This is a genomic window from Mycolicibacter algericus DSM 45454 (genome assembly GCF_002086455.1).
Taxonomy (GTDB): Bacteria; Actinomycetota; Actinomycetes; order Mycobacteriales; family Mycobacteriaceae; genus Mycobacterium; species Mycobacterium algericum.
On record NZ_MVHC01000007.1, the window covers coordinates 86,355 to 101,244 of the forward strand.

Below are 14,890 nucleotides of genomic sequence, written 5' to 3' on the forward strand. Positions count from 1 at the left end.
CCGGCATGGGGACCACGGCCGCACCCCCGGGCAGGCATCCACTTTTCGTGTGGGCGTGGGGGCTGTTGCGGCTGAAGTTCGTCGGCGTGGCGTTCGGCGCGCTGTTCTTCTGTCTGTCGCTGACCCCGTCGCTGCTACCGCGCGATTGGCTGTTCCAAGGGCTGATCGGTGGCATCAACGCCGCTTTCGGATACGGCCTGGGAGTGGTGATCGGCGCGGCGGTCGACCGGTTCGTGCTGCGCGGCGCCCGGTGGTGGCCGCCGTCGAAACGGGTGCTGCTCGTGCTGAAGGCGGCCGTCGTGGTGGCGGCGCCGACCGCGTGCGTGCTCATGCTGATCCCGGCCGCCGGCTGGCAGCGGCAGGTTTCCGAACTGCTGGGCATCGAGGGCCCGGCAACGCTGGGCTACCTGCGCACGCTGGCCGTTGCGAGCGGTGTCGCCGCCGCCCTGGTGTCGACGGTGCGCACGCTGATCGACGCCAGCCGCCTGCTGGCGCGGGCGCTGATCCGGCGATGGCATCTGCACAGCGAGGTCGCGCTTTTCATCGGCACCGCGATCGTCGTCGTGCTGCTGGTCAGCCTGATCAACGGGGTGCTCATCCGCGGCTTCTTCGCCGGTGCCAGCGCGGTGTTCCAGCCCGAGAACAGCGCCACCAAACCCTGGGCGATCCAGCCGCAGCAGCCGGAGCGGTCCGGCAGCCCGGCGTCGCTGGCGCCCTGGGAGACCCTGGGCAGCCAGGGCCGCAGCTTCGTTTCCGGCGGTGCACACGCGGGGGAGCTGAGCCGGATCAACGGGCGGCCCGCCCGCGAGCCCATCCGTGTCTATGCCGGCCTGCACAGCGCCGACGACGACCAGGACCGGATGGAACTGCTGGTCGACGAACTGGAACGCACCCGGGCCTTCGACCGCCGGGTGCTGGTGGTGATACCGACCACCGGCACCGGCTGGGTCAATCCGGCTGCCGCGGACTCGCTGGAGCTGCTCTACAACGGTGACACCGCGATCGTCGCCGTCCAGTACTCCTACCTGCCGAGCTGGATCTCCTTCCTGGCCGACCAGCGCAAATCGATGGACTCCGGCCGGTTGCTGGTGCATACCATCGCGCAGCGCTGGCAACGCCTGCCGGCCGACCATCGGCCCAAGCTGGTGCTCTACGGCGAAAGCCTGGGAGCGATGGCCGGTCAGGCCGCGTTCGACTGGCTGCCCGACATCGCCGAGATGGGTTTCGACGCGGTGCTGTGGGTGGGACCCCCGCAGGCCAGCCCGCTGTGGCATGCGCTGATGGTGCGACGCGACCCGGGCAGCACCGCGACGCTGCCGCGCTACGACAACGGCCGCACCGTGCGGTTCTCGCAGGCCACGTATCCAGCCGAGATCGCCCGGATCGCCACGCCGCCGTGGGACGGCCCGCGGGTGCTGTTCTTGCAGCACGCCTCCGACCCGGTGGTGTGGTGGTCGCCGGATCTGCTGTTCGCCCGGCCGGATTGGCTCACCGAGCCTCCCGGCCCGGACCGCACCGCGTCGATGCGCTGGTACCCGGTGGTGACGTTCTGGCAGGTCAGTGCCGACCTGGCGCACGGCGAAGCGATGCCGGCCGGGCACGGCCACAACTACTCCGACACCATCCTGGACGGCTGGATGGCGGTGTTGCCGCAGCAGGGTTGGACACCGGCCGACACCGAGCGGGTGCGCGCCGCGTTGCGCGAGGCGCGTGGTAGCGACGGCCCGGTGTCGTAGGGCTGCGACGAGCCCCGCGGCACCCGAATACCCTGAGGCACATGCCCGCCCCCGCCGATCCGGCGCAGACGCGCGCCGCCGTGCTGGCGGTCGCCGCGTGGCTGCGCGACGAGACCCTGCCCGCCCCGGACCGGACCGAGCTGGCCGCCGCGGTCCGGCTGACCGCCCGCAGCCTGGCCGAGGCGGCCCCGGGCGCCAGCGTCGAGTTGCGGGTGCCGCCCTTTGTCGCGGTGCAGTGCATCGCCGGGCCGCGACACACCCGAGGCACCCCGCCCAACGTCGTCGAGACCGACCCCCGCAGCTGGCTGTTGCTGGCCGCCGGCCTGCTCAGCACCGCCGAGGCGACCGCCGCCGCGAAGCTGCGATTGTCCGGCTCGCGGGCCGCCGAGATCGCCGGATGGCTGCCGTTGGTGAAACTTGACGCATGTTGACCGTAGACTGAAGACCGTCACTTGAGGCCCGTCCCCCTGGAGCAGCTAAAACGTGCCGGACCAGCAGCCCGTAGACCTTGAGAACTCCCCCCGCGAGGAGTGCGGCGTATTCGGCGTTTGGGCTCCCGGCGAAGACGTAGCCAAGCTCACATACTACGGCTTGTATGCGTTGCAGCACCGCGGTCAAGAGGCCGCCGGTATCGCCGTCGGCGACGGGTCGCAGGTGCTGGTGTTCAAGGACCTCGGCCTGGTCAGCCAGGTGTTCGAGGAGCAGACGCTGGCGGCGATGCCCGGCCACGTGGCGATCGGCCACTGCCGCTACTCCACCACCGGTGACACCACCTGGGAGAACGCGCAGCCGGTGTTCCGCAACACCGCGGCGGGCACCGGGGTGGCGCTGGGCCACAACGGCAACCTGGTCAACACCACCGAGTTGGCCGGCCGCGCCCGCCGGCTGGGGCTGATCGACACCCGTCGTCCCGGCGTGGCCACCACCGACTCCGACATCCTGGGAGCGCTGCTGGCGCACGGCGCCGCAGACACCAGCTTGGAGCAGGCGGCGCTGGAACTGCTTCCGACCGCGCGCGGCGCCTTCTGCCTGACATTCATGGACGAGAACACCCTCTACGCGGCCCGCGACCCGTGGGGTGTGCGCCCGCTGTCGTTGGGGCGGCTCGACCGCGGCTGGGTGGTGGCGTCGGAGACCGCGGCGCTGGACATCGTCGGCGCCTCGTTCGTTCGGGACATCGAACCCGGTGAGCTGCTGGCGATCGACGCCGACGGGGTGCGCTCGTCCCGATTCGCGAACCCCACCCCCAAGGGCTGCGTGTTCGAGTACGTCTACCTCGCCCGACCCGACAGCACCATCGGCGGCCGGTCGGTGCACGCCACCCGGGTGGAGATCGGCCGCCGGCTGGCCCGCGAACATCCGGTCGACGCCGACCTGGTCATCGGGGTGCCCGAGTCCGGCACCCCGGCCGCGGTCGGGTACGCCCAGGAGTCCGGCATCGACTACGGGCAGGGCCTGACCAAGAACGCCTATGTCGGGCGGACCTTCATCCAGCCGTCGCAGACCATCCGCCAGCTCGGCATCCGTCTCAAACTCAACCCGCTGCGCGAGATCATCCGCGGCAAGCGGCTCATCGTCGTCGACGATTCGATCGTGCGCGGTAACACCCAGCGGGCACTGGTGCGGATGCTCCGCGAGGCGGGCGCCATCGAGGTGCACGTACGGATCGCGTCCCCACCGGTGAAATGGCCGTGCTTCTACGGCATCGACTTCGCCTCACCGGCCGAGCTGATCGCCAACGTCGTCGAGGACGAGACCGAGATGCTCGAGGCGGTGCGGCGCACCATCGGCGCGGACAGTCTGGGCTACGTCGGGCTGGAGGACATGATCGCGGCCACCGAGCAGCCCAAGTCGCGACTGTGCAGCGCCTGCTTCGACGGCAACTACCCGATCGAGTTGCCCGGTGACAGTGCGCTGGGCAAGAACGTCGTCGAGCAGATGCTTGCCACCACCGCATTACAGGCCGAGAGTGACATCGACCCGGCGCTGAGTAAGCCCTAACCACCCGCGGCATCCGCGGCCCTTCGGGCCGAAGCCCCGGCACAAGTATCAACTACTTGACACTAGATCGGTCACTTCGATAGCGTCGGCGCCATCGAAGCTCGTCCCTGACGTCATCAGGCCAGGACAGGAGTGGTTGTGGCGCGTTTTCCCAAGCCGCCCGAGGGCAGTTGGACCCAGCACTATGAACTCGGTACCGAACCGGTGTCCTACCGCGATTCCATCAGCCCCGCGGTCTACGAGAAGGAGCGGGCGGCGATCTTCCAGCGCGCCTGGCTCAATGTCGGTCGGGTGGAACAACTTCCACGCAAGGGCAGCTACTACACCAAGGAACTCAAGGTCGCCAACACCTCGATCATCGTGGCGCGCACGACATCTGACGAGGTCAAGGCCTACCACAATGTCTGCCGGCACCGCGGCAACAAGCTGGTGTGGGACACCATGCCATTGGAGGAGACCAGCGGGAACTGCCGCCAGTTCACCTGCAAGTACCACGGCTGGCGCTACGACCTCGACGGCAACCTGACCTACGTGCAGCAGGAAGAGGAGTTCTTCGACCTGGACAAGAGCCGCTACGGGCTGGTCGGCGTGCACTGCGAAGTCTGGGAGGGCTTCATCTTCGTCAACTTCGCCGCGGCGCCCGAGCAGTCGCTACGCGAATTCCTCGGCCCGATGGTCACGGCTTTGGCGGGTTACCCGTTCGGGAAGATGACATCGCGTTGGCAGTACCGTTCGGAAGTCAACTCGAACTGGAAGCTGTTCCTGGACGCGTTCCAGGAGTTCTACCACGCTCCGGTGTTACACGGGAACCAGACACCCGTAGCGTTCAGGGTGGCGGCCGAGGAGGCCGGTTTCGAAGCGCCGCACTACCGGCTCGAGGGGCCGCACCGGTTGGTGAGCACCTCGGGGGTGCGGGCCTGGGAGATGTCGGCCGAGATGCGCAAGCCGATCGAGGACATCTGTCAGAGCGGGTTGTTCGGCCCGTGGGACCCGCCGGACATCGGTCCGGTTCCCGACGGCCTCAACCCGGCCAACTGCGATCCCTGGGGCCTGGACTCGTTCCAGATCTTCCCCAACTTCACCATCCTGTTCTGGGGCCAGGGCTGGTACCTGACCTACCACTACTGGCCGACGTCGCACGAGTCGCACATCTTCGAGGGCACGCTGTACTTCCCGCAGCCGCGCACGCCCCGCGAGCGGGTCGCCCAGGAACTCGCGGCCGTATCGTTCAAGGAGTACGGGTTGCAGGACGCCAGCACGCTGGAGGCCACCCACACGATGCTCGGCACCGGAGCGGTGGACCACTTCCTGCTCAACGACCAGGAGGTGCTGATCCGGCACTTCCACCACGAAACCGCCCGATGGATCGCCGAATACGAGCACGCGAACGCGAAGGTGTGAGTTGCCATGACCGCGATGCTGCCGACCGAGTTCTCCGACCTCGAACCCTTCAACGGCTGGTGCCTGGCCTCTGAACCGGAGCGCTACGCCAAGCGGATGGCCAGTTCCATGGCGGACATGCAGGCGTTCTACGATGCCATCACGGCGCGCGCCGAAGACGCGCTGGCCTACTGCGACAAGTTCAGCCTCGACGACCTGCCCGAGGACGTCCTCAACCTGATGCATCTGCTGTATTCCATGATCACGGTGGCGTTCCCGGCCGAATCCTGGAAGCAGCCCACGGTTCCCGACTCCGGGGCCGCCGTCATCGAGTGCGTCGCCGAGCCGTTCCCGTGAGCGAGACCGGGACCACTGTGCTGCGGGCCGCCCGGTGGCTCGACATCGATGCCGGCGTGCTGCGGTCGCCGGCCGTCATCGTGATCGAGGACGGGCGCATCGCGGCGCTCAATCCCGAAGCGCCGGTAGCCGATTCCGCCGAGGACATCGACCTCGGTGACGTGACGTTGCTGCCCGGCCTGATGGACATGGAACTCAACCTGCTCATCGGCGGTCCGGGCAGCCCCGAAGGGCTGCCCACGCCCATGCACGGTGTACAGGACGACCCGGTCTATCGCACACTGCGGGCGGCGGTGAACGCGCGGACCACGCTGGAAGCCGGATTCACCACGGTGCGGAACCTCGGCCTGATGGTCAAGACCGGTGGTTATCTGCTCGACGTCGCACTTCAGCGCGCCATCGACCAGGGTTGGCACGTCGGCCCGCGCATCTATCCCGCCGGCCATGCCGTCACGCCCTACGGTGGGCACCTGGATCCGACGGTCTTCCAGCGGTTGGCGCCCGGAATCATGCCACTGTCGGTCGCCGAGGGCATCGCCAACGGGGTACCCGACGTGATCGCCTGCGTGCGGTACCAGATTCGCCACGGCGCCAAGCTGATCAAGGTCTCGGCGTCCGGCGGCGTCATGTCGCACAGCACCTCGCCGGGCGCCCAGCAGTACTCCGATGCCGAGTTCGCCGCGATCGCCGACGAGGCCCACCGGGCCGGGGTGCGCGTGGCCGCCCACGCCGTCGGTGACGTCGCCATCCAGGCCTGCATCCGGGCCGGCATCGATTGCATCGAGCACGGCTTCCTGGCCAGCGACGAGACCATCGCAATGATGGTCGATCACGGCACTTTCCTGGTGTCCACCACCTATCTCACCGACGCGATGGCCGTCGACCGTATCGCCCCCGAGCTGCGCAAGAAGGCCGCCGAGGTGTTTCCGCGCGCAAAAGCCATGCTGCCCAAGGCTATCGCCGCTGGCGTGAAGATAGCGTGCGGCACCGACGCGCCGGCCATCCCGCACGGCCAGAACGCCAAGGAGCTGGCGGCGCTGGTGCAGCGCGGCATGACACCGGTACAGGCGCTGCGGGCGGCCACCACCACCAGCGCCGAACTCATCGCCGCCGAGCACGAACTCGGCCGGGTGGCGCCGGGCTACTGCGCCGATATCATCGCGGTGCCCGGCGACCCGACCCGCGACATCGCAGTCACCGGTGACGTGCGGTTCGTCATGAAGGACGGCCGAGTCTTCAAGCGCAGCTGACCTGGGAAGTGGGGACATGGATCTCAACCGCAATACCCTGTGGCTGCTCAAGCAGGCCTTCTACTACTCGCTGACCACCGTGAACGAGGCGATCAGCGATTACGGGGTGAGCACCGCCCAGATCGGGTTGTTACGCCAACTGGCCGGCGAGCCGGGGCTGTCCGGCGCGGAGTTGGCGCGCCGGCTGCTGATCACTCCGCAGGGCGTACAGCTGGCGCTGAGCGCGCTCGAGGGACGCGGTCTGGTGGAGCGCAAGCAGGATCCGCGGCACGGCCGAATCCTGCGGGCCTATCTCACCGATGAGGGGCGTTCGGTGGCCTCGGCGGTGGTCGCCGACGCGATCGCCGCGCACGAGAAGGTGTTCGGCGTATTGACCGCGCAGGAACAGGAGACGCTGCGGGCGCTGCTGACCCGCGTCGTCGAGCAGGGCACCGGGCATACCCTGTTCGACGACCACGTCGAGCCTCACTAGCGTCGGGGCCCGGGTTTCGGCGCGGCGAGTTCGGCCAGCGCCGCCGAGAACAACTCGTCCATCCGCGGGCTCAACGCGGCCAGCGTCGTGGCGCTGGCATGGCCGGCGGCGCCGAAGACCGGCCGGTCGGTCTCGCCGGTGGCGCCGATGGTCAGACACAGGCAGCCGAGGCCGTCTGCGCGGAGTTCCTCGATGGCCTTGCCGACGTCGGCCTCGGCGTAACGGCCTTCGTAGCCGACGTCGTAGGGAAAGCCGTCCGACAAGACGAGCAACAGCCGATTGGGGGTGCCCGCCTCGGCCTTGAGGATCTGCGCGGCGCCGCGGATCCCGGCGCCGAGCCGGGTGTAGCCCGACGGCTGGAGCTGGTTGAGCCGGGCCCGCCCGACCGCACCGAAACGTTGCCCGAAGGTCTTGATCGCCGGCAGCTCAACACAGTGCCTGCCCTGCGACCGGAACGCATAGACGGCCACCCGATCGCCGAGCTCCTCGAGCGTGACGGCCAGCGTGGCGGCCGCTCGGCGCTGATGGTCATGCACCGCGAGGCCTGCCGGGTCGGTGTCCGTCGACGATCCGGACGCATCCAGCAAGATCAGGACGCCGAGATTGCGGGCAAGCTTGCGCCGTTCGGTGTAGACGTGTTCCGGTGGCGAATGGCCGGAGCGCAAGTCCACGAACACATCGACGAGCGCCTCGAGGTCCAGCTCGTCCCCGTCGGGCTTTCCCCGTAACACCTTGGGCCCCAAGCCGACCCGCGACAGCCGCCGGCGAAGCACATCATCGTGGATCACACCGGCGCCGGAGGGGGGTGCGGCGGCGGTGAGCGGGAAATCGACGACGCGGCACCAGTTGGGCCGGTAGGTGTTGCTGAAGACATCCCACTCGGGATACCAGGCTCCGCCGATACCCGCCGTTGCCGCCGGCTTCTCGTCGGTGAATCGGATCCGGCTGGGCAGCGGGCGGGCGTTCGGTCCGGCCGACCGCGTCCGGCGCAGGGTGCGGGCCGACAGCTCACCGCCGGAGTTGCTGTCGCCGGACCGCGAGCCGCCGAGCAGTTTTCGCAGAAACTCGGAGAGGGCTGGCGAATTGAAGACCGGGTTGTCGAACAACTTGAGGATCCTGCTCTGGCCGGCGTCCGTCTCGTCATCGTCATCGTCTGCCGGTGCGTCGGTGGCAACGAGCTCGAAGCGCAGGTCGGCGTCGGCGGCTTTCGCGCTGGCGGTGCCGGCCGACTGCAACAGCCGGGCGGGTTTGATGACACCGAACCACTCCGGTGGGTCTGCGATGTTGACCCGCGTTCTGGCCAGCCGCAGCGATTCGTCGGCCGTCGCGGTACGCGGCGGCGACCCGGAGCGCAGTGCCGCCGCCAGCGGCAGCCGGGTGGCGACGTCGCTCAGTACCCGGTCGCCTTCGAGCGCTAGATAGCGCCGGGCCACCGAGGGGCGTGCCCGCAGCGCCTTGACCAGCCGCGGTTCCAGGCTCCCGGCGCCCAGCAGCGCGCCCTGGACCAGGATCTCGCGGCGCTGCGTCGCCGCCGATGCGCCCGCCGACACGAAGATGGCATGCCCGTTGGTGTGTGCGGCCTCGCCCGCGGGCGCCTGCGCAACCTCGACCGACCGGCCCGCGAGGTAGCCGGCGATGAACGTGAACCGGTCGGGCGTGGCCGGGCCCGGCGCGCTCACATCGGGGGAAGTACGGCGTCGGCGAGTTCACCGAGCGCGCGGATGACGTCGGTGTCGTCGGAGAGGACTTGGACGATGGCGGCCTGGACTGCGCTGCGCAGGCCGAGGCCTTCGGCGACCAGGCCGCCGGCCAGGATCAGCATCCTGGTGGAGGCGCCCTCGCGCAGCGGTGAGCCGTCCAGGTTCCGGATGGCGTTGCCGAGTGCCACCAGAGCCTGCGCCGTCTGCGGATCGACCCCGGTTTCGTGCGAGACGATGTCGATCTCGGCCTGCGCCGGCGGGAAGCCGAGCTCGATGGCGACGAACCGTTGCCGGGTCGACTCCTTGAGATTCTTCAGCACGCTCTGGTACCCGGGGTTATAGGAGATCACCAGCTGAAACCCCGGTGCCGCCGGCACCGTCGTGCCGAGTCGATCCACCGGCAGGGCACGGCGGTGATCGGCGAGCGGATGGATGACGACGGTGGTGTCCTGGCGCGCCTCCACCACCTCGTCCAGATAGAAGATGGCGCCTTCGCGTACCGCACGGGTCAGCGGACCGTCGACCCAGACCGTTTCCGAGCCCTTGAGCAGGAATCGGCCCACCAGGTCCGCCGACGTCATGTCCTCGTGTCCGGCGACGGTGATCAGCTCGCGACCCGACTGCTCGGCCATGGCCTCCACGAAACGCGTCTTCCCGCATCCCGTGGGCCCCTTCAACAGCACCGGCAGCCCGCGACGCGCCGCCGCCCGAAAGACTTCGATCTCATCGCCGACCGCCCGGTAAAAGGGCGCCCCGGTACGGCTTTCGGCCGATGTGGCGGAGCTGTTGTTCAGCACTGTTACTTCCCGGGCTCGAAGGGCACGATCGGGGGCACCGAAACCCCGTCGGGCATCACCAGTTGGCCGTCGACATTGATGTAGCCGGACCGGTTGGACGGCATCGGCAGGGCCGGATGCGGACACGGCTTGTCGGTCCCGTCGCCGCAGATGCCGCCGGTGAAGTAGGAGCGCTTCTGGTGGTCTTGCGGCCACGGATCGGCATGCAGGGCGATCCATTGCGCCGGGCCCATGTAGAAGGCGAAGAAGCACGCGCTCACCCCGGCGAAGATCGCCAGGAACCGGGTGAACTGCTGCCGCGCGAATCCGCCGCGGACGCCATCCAGTCCGCGCTCGACGACGGTGCGGCCGCGATCGTCGGTGAAGTAACGCAGGCAGCACAGCGCCGCCTGCACCGCTCCCCACATGAGTCCCTCGTAGACGGGCCATTGGTAGTAGGTGTCGGCATTGATCGACACCGACCGGATGGCGCCGGGGTAGGTGTACAGGCCGATCGGCAGCAGGACCAGGCCCTCCATGACGAAGTCGAAGACGAACGAGATCGCATAGGTCACGGCGATCAGGCGAAGATTGCTGATGCCGGGCCAGCGCGCCTTGATCTTTCGCATCACGGCGCATCCGACGATGGTGATCAGCAGCACCCCGTAGGCGTAGCCCGGAAGGTTCGTCAACAGCGGCTCGGCGACCTGGCGGCCGGGTTCCTCCGGTGACGCCCACCCGGGGATGTGCGACGTCCAGGCGCCCCGGTTGAACAGCCAGGTGTTGTAGGTGCACCAGGTGTTGAAGTAGTTGAGCAGCGGGTCTTGGAAGAACATCAGGCCGATCGATAAAAAGAGCATGCCGTCCAACGTGATTCGCCGCTCGCGACGCCAGGGGCGGATGAAGAACCACCAGATGGCGAACGGCAGGCCGACCCACAGCACGATGGCGTTGGCCATCAGCGGAACCTTCATGTACATCGGCGGATCGTTCGGTCCGACCGGGACGCGTTCGAAGTACGGGCCGGTGATCCAACGCGCCCACACATACAGCTGCAGCGCCAGCAGCGCGCCGCCGGCGGCCGCCCAGATCCGGATGGCCCCGCCGCCTCGACTGCCGGCGGACTCCGGCCGCGCGGCAACTGACACGTTCTGCTGGCTCGGCACGCCGCTACCCATGTTGCGGTCCCCTTCCCGGATGACGCAGTGTGTGCCGAAATATACTCATCGGTATCTGAGTTGCCAATAGGTATCGCAGATTCTGTGGGATGATCTCGGGCATGGTGGAGCGGTGGACCCGGGAGCGGCGGCTGGCTCACACGCGTTCGCTGCTACTGGACGCCGCCGAAGAAGTGTTCGCCGAAAAGGGCTTCACCACCGCGACTCTCGATGACATCGCCCAGGCCGCCGGCTACACCAAGGGCGCCATCTACAAGCACTTCGGCGCCAAGGAGGAGCTCTTCCTGGCCGTCAGCGACCGGTACTGGCGGCGCTATTTCGAGAACTTCGCCGAGGTGATGGCGAGCGCGAGTCAGATCGGGGCGCGGGAACTCGACGACATCGCCGAGCGGTGGCGGCAGCTGAGTCAAGACCGCGGCGCAGAGCACGCCGCGCTCGGGCACGAGTTCGCGCTGTATCTGCTGCGCAACCCCGACGCCCGGGAGCGGGTCGCCGCCAAGCGGGCCGAGGTCGTCGAGCAGCTGGCGCAGTTCATCGTCGCCGGTGTCGAACGGCTGGGCGGAACGCTGCTGATCCCCGCATTGACGCTGGCCCAGGTTCTCGTCGCCACCAGTGATTCGGCCGTGCTGGCCAGCCGGCTCGACGACGTCGATCTGTATCGGCCGGTCGTGGCGATGTACGTCTCCATGATCAAGCTGCCCTGACCGGTTGTCAGCGGTGCAGCGCCCGGCACTTGAGATTAATGACAAGTACTTGATAATATCCGTCACGATGCAGTGCGCAGTTGTGATTCGCCGATCGGCGCCGAAGGGGATGCAATGACCACAGAGGTGTCGCCGCGGGTCGCCGTGGTCACCGGCGGAGCCTCCGGCATGGGCGAGGCCACCTGTCACGAACTGGGCCGCCGCGGCTATCGCGTCGCCGTTCTCGATGTCGATGACCAAGCTGCGCAGCGGGTTACCGACGACCTTCGCGGCCTGGGGGTCACTGCGCTGGGAGTCGGGGTCGACGTCACCGATCGGGTCGCCGTCGACGACGGCCTGGCCAAGGTGCGCAGCCAGCTGGGGCCGGTCGCCGCACTGGTCACCAGCGCGGGCGTGTTCGGCTACTCCGCCTTCGCCGACATCACGCCGCAGGAGTGGGCGCGAATCATCGACGTCAACCTCACCGGCACCTTCCACTGCTGCCAGGCCGCGCTACCGGACATGGTCGAGGCCGGCTGGGGGCGCATCGTGATGATCTCGTCGTCCAGTGCCCAGCGCGGCACACCGTTCGCGGCCCACTACGCGGCGTCCAAGGGCGGGGTCATCACCCTGACCAAGTCGCTGGCCCGCGAGTACGCCGGCCGCGGCATCACGGTCAACAACATCCCGCCCTCGGGAATCGAGACGCCCATGCAACACCAGTCGCAGGCGGCCGGACACCTGCCGCCCAACGAGCAGATCGCCGCCAACATCCCGCTGGGCCGGCTGGGCACCGGCGCCGACATCGCCGCGGCTGTCGGGTTCCTGTGCTCGGAGGAGGCCGGCTTCATCACCGGTCAGGTGCTGGGCGTCAACGGCGGATCAGTGATGTGACACAGCGTATTTCGCCGGGTAATCAGGGAGGTTCAGATGCAACGATCCGGTAGGCCCGCAGTGGGTTCGTGGACCGAGCACTATGGGCTCGGCACCGGCCCGGTCTCGTTCGCCGACTCCACCTCGCCCGAGTTCTACGAGGTCGAGCGCGAGGCGGTGTTCAAACGAGCCTGGCTCAACGTCGGCCGCGTCGAGGAGGCGCCCGACCACGGCAGTTACGTCACCAAGGAGATCGAAGCGGCCCGGGCATCGGTCATCCTGGTGCGCACCGACGGCGGGGTTCGCGCATTCCACAACGTCTGCCCGCGGTGCGCCACGAAGCTGGTCTGGGACGACTTCCCGGACCGCGAGACCGCCGGGCAATGCCAGGAGTTCACCTGCAAGCGCTGCCGCGGCAGCCACGGATTCGACGGTGCCAAGCCGGACCTGATCGCAGTCCACTGCGACATCTGGAACGGCTTCGTCTTCATCAACTTCGCCGCCGAACCGCGGCAGGGTCTGCGCGAATTCCTCGGGCCGATGATCACCGGTCTCGACGACTACCCGTTCGAGAAACTGACCGAACGCTACGACTGGGTGGCGCACAACAACAGCAACTGGAAGATCTTCGCCGACGCGTTCCAGGAGTACTACCACGTGCCGGCGCTGCACTCGCAGCAGGTTCCCGCCGCGGTGCGAGTGCCCGATGCCGGCTTCACCTGCGGTCACTTCCAAGTCGACGGGCCGCACCGGTTGGTGTCCACCGCCGGGCGGCGCCGCTGGTTGCTGCCGCCGGAGTACATGTACCCGATCGAGCGCGCCACCCGCAGCGGACTGGTCGGTCCTTGGGAGACCCCCGATATCGGTGAGATACCGGCCGGGGTGAACCCGGGCGGCATCGAACCATGGGGGATCAGCAACTTCCAGATCTTCCCCAACACCGAGATCCTCATCTACGGCGGCTGGTACCTGCTCTACCGGTACTGGCCCACGTCGCACAACACCCACCGGTTCGAGGCCCACACCTACTTTCACCCGGCCCGCACCGTGCGTGAACGCATCGAACACGAGGTTGCCTCGGTGGTGCTCAAGGAGTTCGCACTTCAGGACGCCGGCATGCTCGGCGGCACCCAAGCCGCGCTGGAGTACGGCATCGTCGACGACTTCCCGCTCAACGATCAGGAGATCCTGGTCCGGCACCTGCACCAGGTGGTCAACGACTGGGTGGACGACTACCGGCGCGACCACGTCGGCGCGGGAGGGCCCCGGTGACCGCCAAGAAGCTGCCGAGCGCCTTCGCCGAGCTGGAGAGGTTCGCCGAAACCTGGTGCTTGCCAACCGAAACCGAACGATTCAGTCAGCGGCTGGCCAGCACCATCCCGGAGCTGCGGGTGTTCTACGACGCGTTCTTCCCGCGGTTGGAGGAGGCGATCGACTACTGCGACAAGTTCGCCCTCGACGAGCTTCCCGAGGACGCGCTCAACCTGCTGCACCTGATCTATTCCCTGGTCATGGTGGCCATGGCGGTCGAGGTCATGCACCAGCCCGCCCCCGTCGACGCCGCCGACGCGGTCATGATCCGCACCCGCTGGCCCGTTCCGTGACCGCCGGAGTGCCCTGCCCGAAAGGACGCAGCCGATGAGTCTGCTCACCATCAACAAACTCACCTCCTCGGTGGGCGCCGAGGTCATCGGTGTCCAGCCGGAACGACTGGTCGACGACGATCACCTCAGCGCCGCGGTGCTCGAGGCGCTGGAGGGCAACGGGGTCCTGGTGTTTCGGGATCTGCATCTTGAGCCCACCGACCAGGTGGCGTTCTGCGGGCGGCTGGGCAGCGTGGACTTCTCCTCGGACGGCCACCACGAGGTGGCCGGGATCTACCCGATCACGCTGAACAGCGCGAAGAATTCCGCCGCGAGCTACCTGCGCGCCACGTTCGACTGGCACATCGACGGTTGCACGCCGATGGGCGACGAGTGCCCGCAGAAGGCGACCGTGCTCTCCGCGGTGCAGGTCGCCGAGCGGGGTGGCGAGACCGAGTTCGCCAGTTCCTATGGCGCCTACGACCTGCTCACCGACGAGGAGCAGCACCGCTTCGGCGCCCTGCAGGTGGTGCACTCGCTGGAAGCCTCTCAGCGCCGGGTCACCCCCGACCCGACACCGGAAGAGCTCGCGAGGTGGCGGGCCCGGCCCACCCACACCCATCCGCTGGTGTGGACACACAACACCGGTCGAAAGTCATTGGTGCTGGGCGCCTCCGCCGACTACATCGTCGGCATGGATCTCGACGAGGGGCGCGCGCTGCTGACCGAACTGCTCGAGCGCGCCACCGTCCCCGACAAGGTCTACCGCCACAACTGGTCGGTCGGCGACACCGTCATCTGGGACAACCGCGGCGTGCTGCACCGCGCCGCCCCGTACGATCCGGACTCCCCGCGGGAGATGCTGCGCACCACGGTGCTCGGCGACGAGCCCATCCGGTGA

The 14,890-nt window shown here is 68.2% G+C and carries 15 protein-coding genes; 12 read left to right on the forward strand and 3 right to left on the reverse strand.

What is annotated here, in order from left to right:
- Positions 1 to 5 precede the first annotated feature (5 nt).
- From BST10_RS09400 to BST10_RS09430, 7 genes are all read left to right on the forward strand, one after another.
- Positions 6 to 1,736 (forward strand): alpha/beta hydrolase, encoded by a 1,731-nt coding sequence (locus BST10_RS09400; protein ID WP_083037552.1) that lies wholly within the window; start codon positions 6 to 8, stop codon positions 1,734 to 1,736.
- A gap of 41 nt (positions 1,737 to 1,777) precedes the next feature.
- Entirely contained in the window at positions 1,778 to 2,167 is a 390-nt protein-coding gene (locus BST10_RS09405; RefSeq protein WP_083037553.1) for a sterol carrier family protein, read from the forward strand.
- 52 nt (positions 2,168 to 2,219) lie between these two features.
- Positions 2,220 to 3,737, forward strand: coding sequence for an amidophosphoribosyltransferase (purF, locus tag BST10_RS09410; RefSeq protein WP_083037554.1), 1,518 nt, complete (start codon positions 2,220 to 2,222; stop codon positions 3,735 to 3,737).
- A 138-nt stretch (positions 3,738 to 3,875) separates the two neighbouring features.
- Positions 3,876 to 5,138 (forward strand): aromatic ring-hydroxylating oxygenase subunit alpha, encoded by a 1,263-nt coding sequence (locus BST10_RS09415; RefSeq protein ID WP_083037643.1) that lies wholly within the window; start codon positions 3,876 to 3,878, stop codon positions 5,136 to 5,138.
- Positions 5,139 to 5,144: 6 nt separating this feature from the next.
- Complete coding sequence (locus BST10_RS09420; RefSeq protein ID WP_083037555.1) at positions 5,145 to 5,474, forward strand: hypothetical protein; 330 nt, start codon at positions 5,145 to 5,147, stop codon at positions 5,472 to 5,474.
- Entirely contained in the window at positions 5,471 to 6,724 is a 1,254-nt protein-coding gene (locus BST10_RS09425) for a metal-dependent hydrolase family protein (protein ID WP_083037556.1), read from the forward strand. The genes BST10_RS09420 and BST10_RS09425 overlap by 4 nt, the downstream gene beginning before the upstream one ends.
- 16 nt (positions 6,725 to 6,740) lie before the next feature.
- Positions 6,741 to 7,196, forward strand: a complete 456-nt coding sequence (locus tag BST10_RS09430; protein WP_083037557.1) for a MarR family winged helix-turn-helix transcriptional regulator — start codon at positions 6,741 to 6,743, stop codon at positions 7,194 to 7,196.
- On the opposite strand, the gene BST10_RS09435 is transcribed toward BST10_RS09430, so the two are convergent.
- From BST10_RS09435 to BST10_RS09445, 3 genes are read right to left on the reverse strand one after another with little or no spacing between them, the layout of a single operon-like run.
- On the reverse strand, positions 7,193 to 8,875 hold the full coding sequence (locus tag BST10_RS09435; protein WP_083037558.1) for a nitric oxide reductase activation protein NorD: 1,683 nt from the start codon (positions 8,873 to 8,875) through the stop codon (positions 7,193 to 7,195). The genes BST10_RS09430 and BST10_RS09435 overlap by 4 nt on opposite strands.
- Complete coding sequence (locus BST10_RS09440; RefSeq protein WP_083037644.1) at positions 8,872 to 9,690, reverse strand: CbbQ/NirQ/NorQ/GpvN family protein; 819 nt, start codon at positions 9,688 to 9,690, stop codon at positions 8,872 to 8,874. Before BST10_RS09440 ends, BST10_RS09435 begins: the two co-directional genes overlap by 4 nt.
- Before the next feature lie 5 nt (positions 9,691 to 9,695).
- The gene (locus BST10_RS09445; RefSeq protein ID WP_083037559.1) at positions 9,696 to 10,850 is read right to left on the reverse strand and encodes a spirocyclase AveC family protein; all 1,155 of its coding nucleotides are present in this window, start codon (positions 10,848 to 10,850) and stop codon (positions 9,696 to 9,698) included.
- Between the two features lie 101 nt (positions 10,851 to 10,951).
- Between BST10_RS09445 and BST10_RS09450 the strand changes: the two genes are divergently transcribed.
- The 5 genes from BST10_RS09450 (at position 10,952) to BST10_RS09470 (ending at position 14,890) form a co-directional block, all read left to right on the forward strand.
- Positions 10,952 to 11,554, forward strand: coding sequence for a TetR/AcrR family transcriptional regulator (locus BST10_RS09450; protein ID WP_041320201.1), 603 nt, complete (start codon positions 10,952 to 10,954; stop codon positions 11,552 to 11,554).
- Positions 11,555 to 11,668: 114 nt separating this feature from the next.
- Positions 11,669 to 12,427, forward strand: a complete 759-nt coding sequence (locus BST10_RS09455; protein WP_083037560.1) for an SDR family NAD(P)-dependent oxidoreductase — start codon at positions 11,669 to 11,671, stop codon at positions 12,425 to 12,427.
- 36 nt (positions 12,428 to 12,463) lie between these two features.
- Entirely contained in the window at positions 12,464 to 13,678 is a 1,215-nt protein-coding gene (locus BST10_RS09460; RefSeq protein WP_083037561.1) for an aromatic ring-hydroxylating dioxygenase subunit alpha, read from the forward strand.
- Positions 13,675 to 14,010 (forward strand): hypothetical protein, encoded by a 336-nt coding sequence (locus BST10_RS09465; RefSeq protein WP_083037562.1) that lies wholly within the window; start codon positions 13,675 to 13,677, stop codon positions 14,008 to 14,010. Before BST10_RS09460 ends, BST10_RS09465 begins: the two co-directional genes overlap by 4 nt.
- A 34-nt stretch (positions 14,011 to 14,044) precedes the next feature.
- Positions 14,045 to 14,890, forward strand: coding sequence for a TauD/TfdA dioxygenase family protein (locus BST10_RS09470; RefSeq protein ID WP_083037563.1), 846 nt, complete (start codon positions 14,045 to 14,047; stop codon positions 14,888 to 14,890).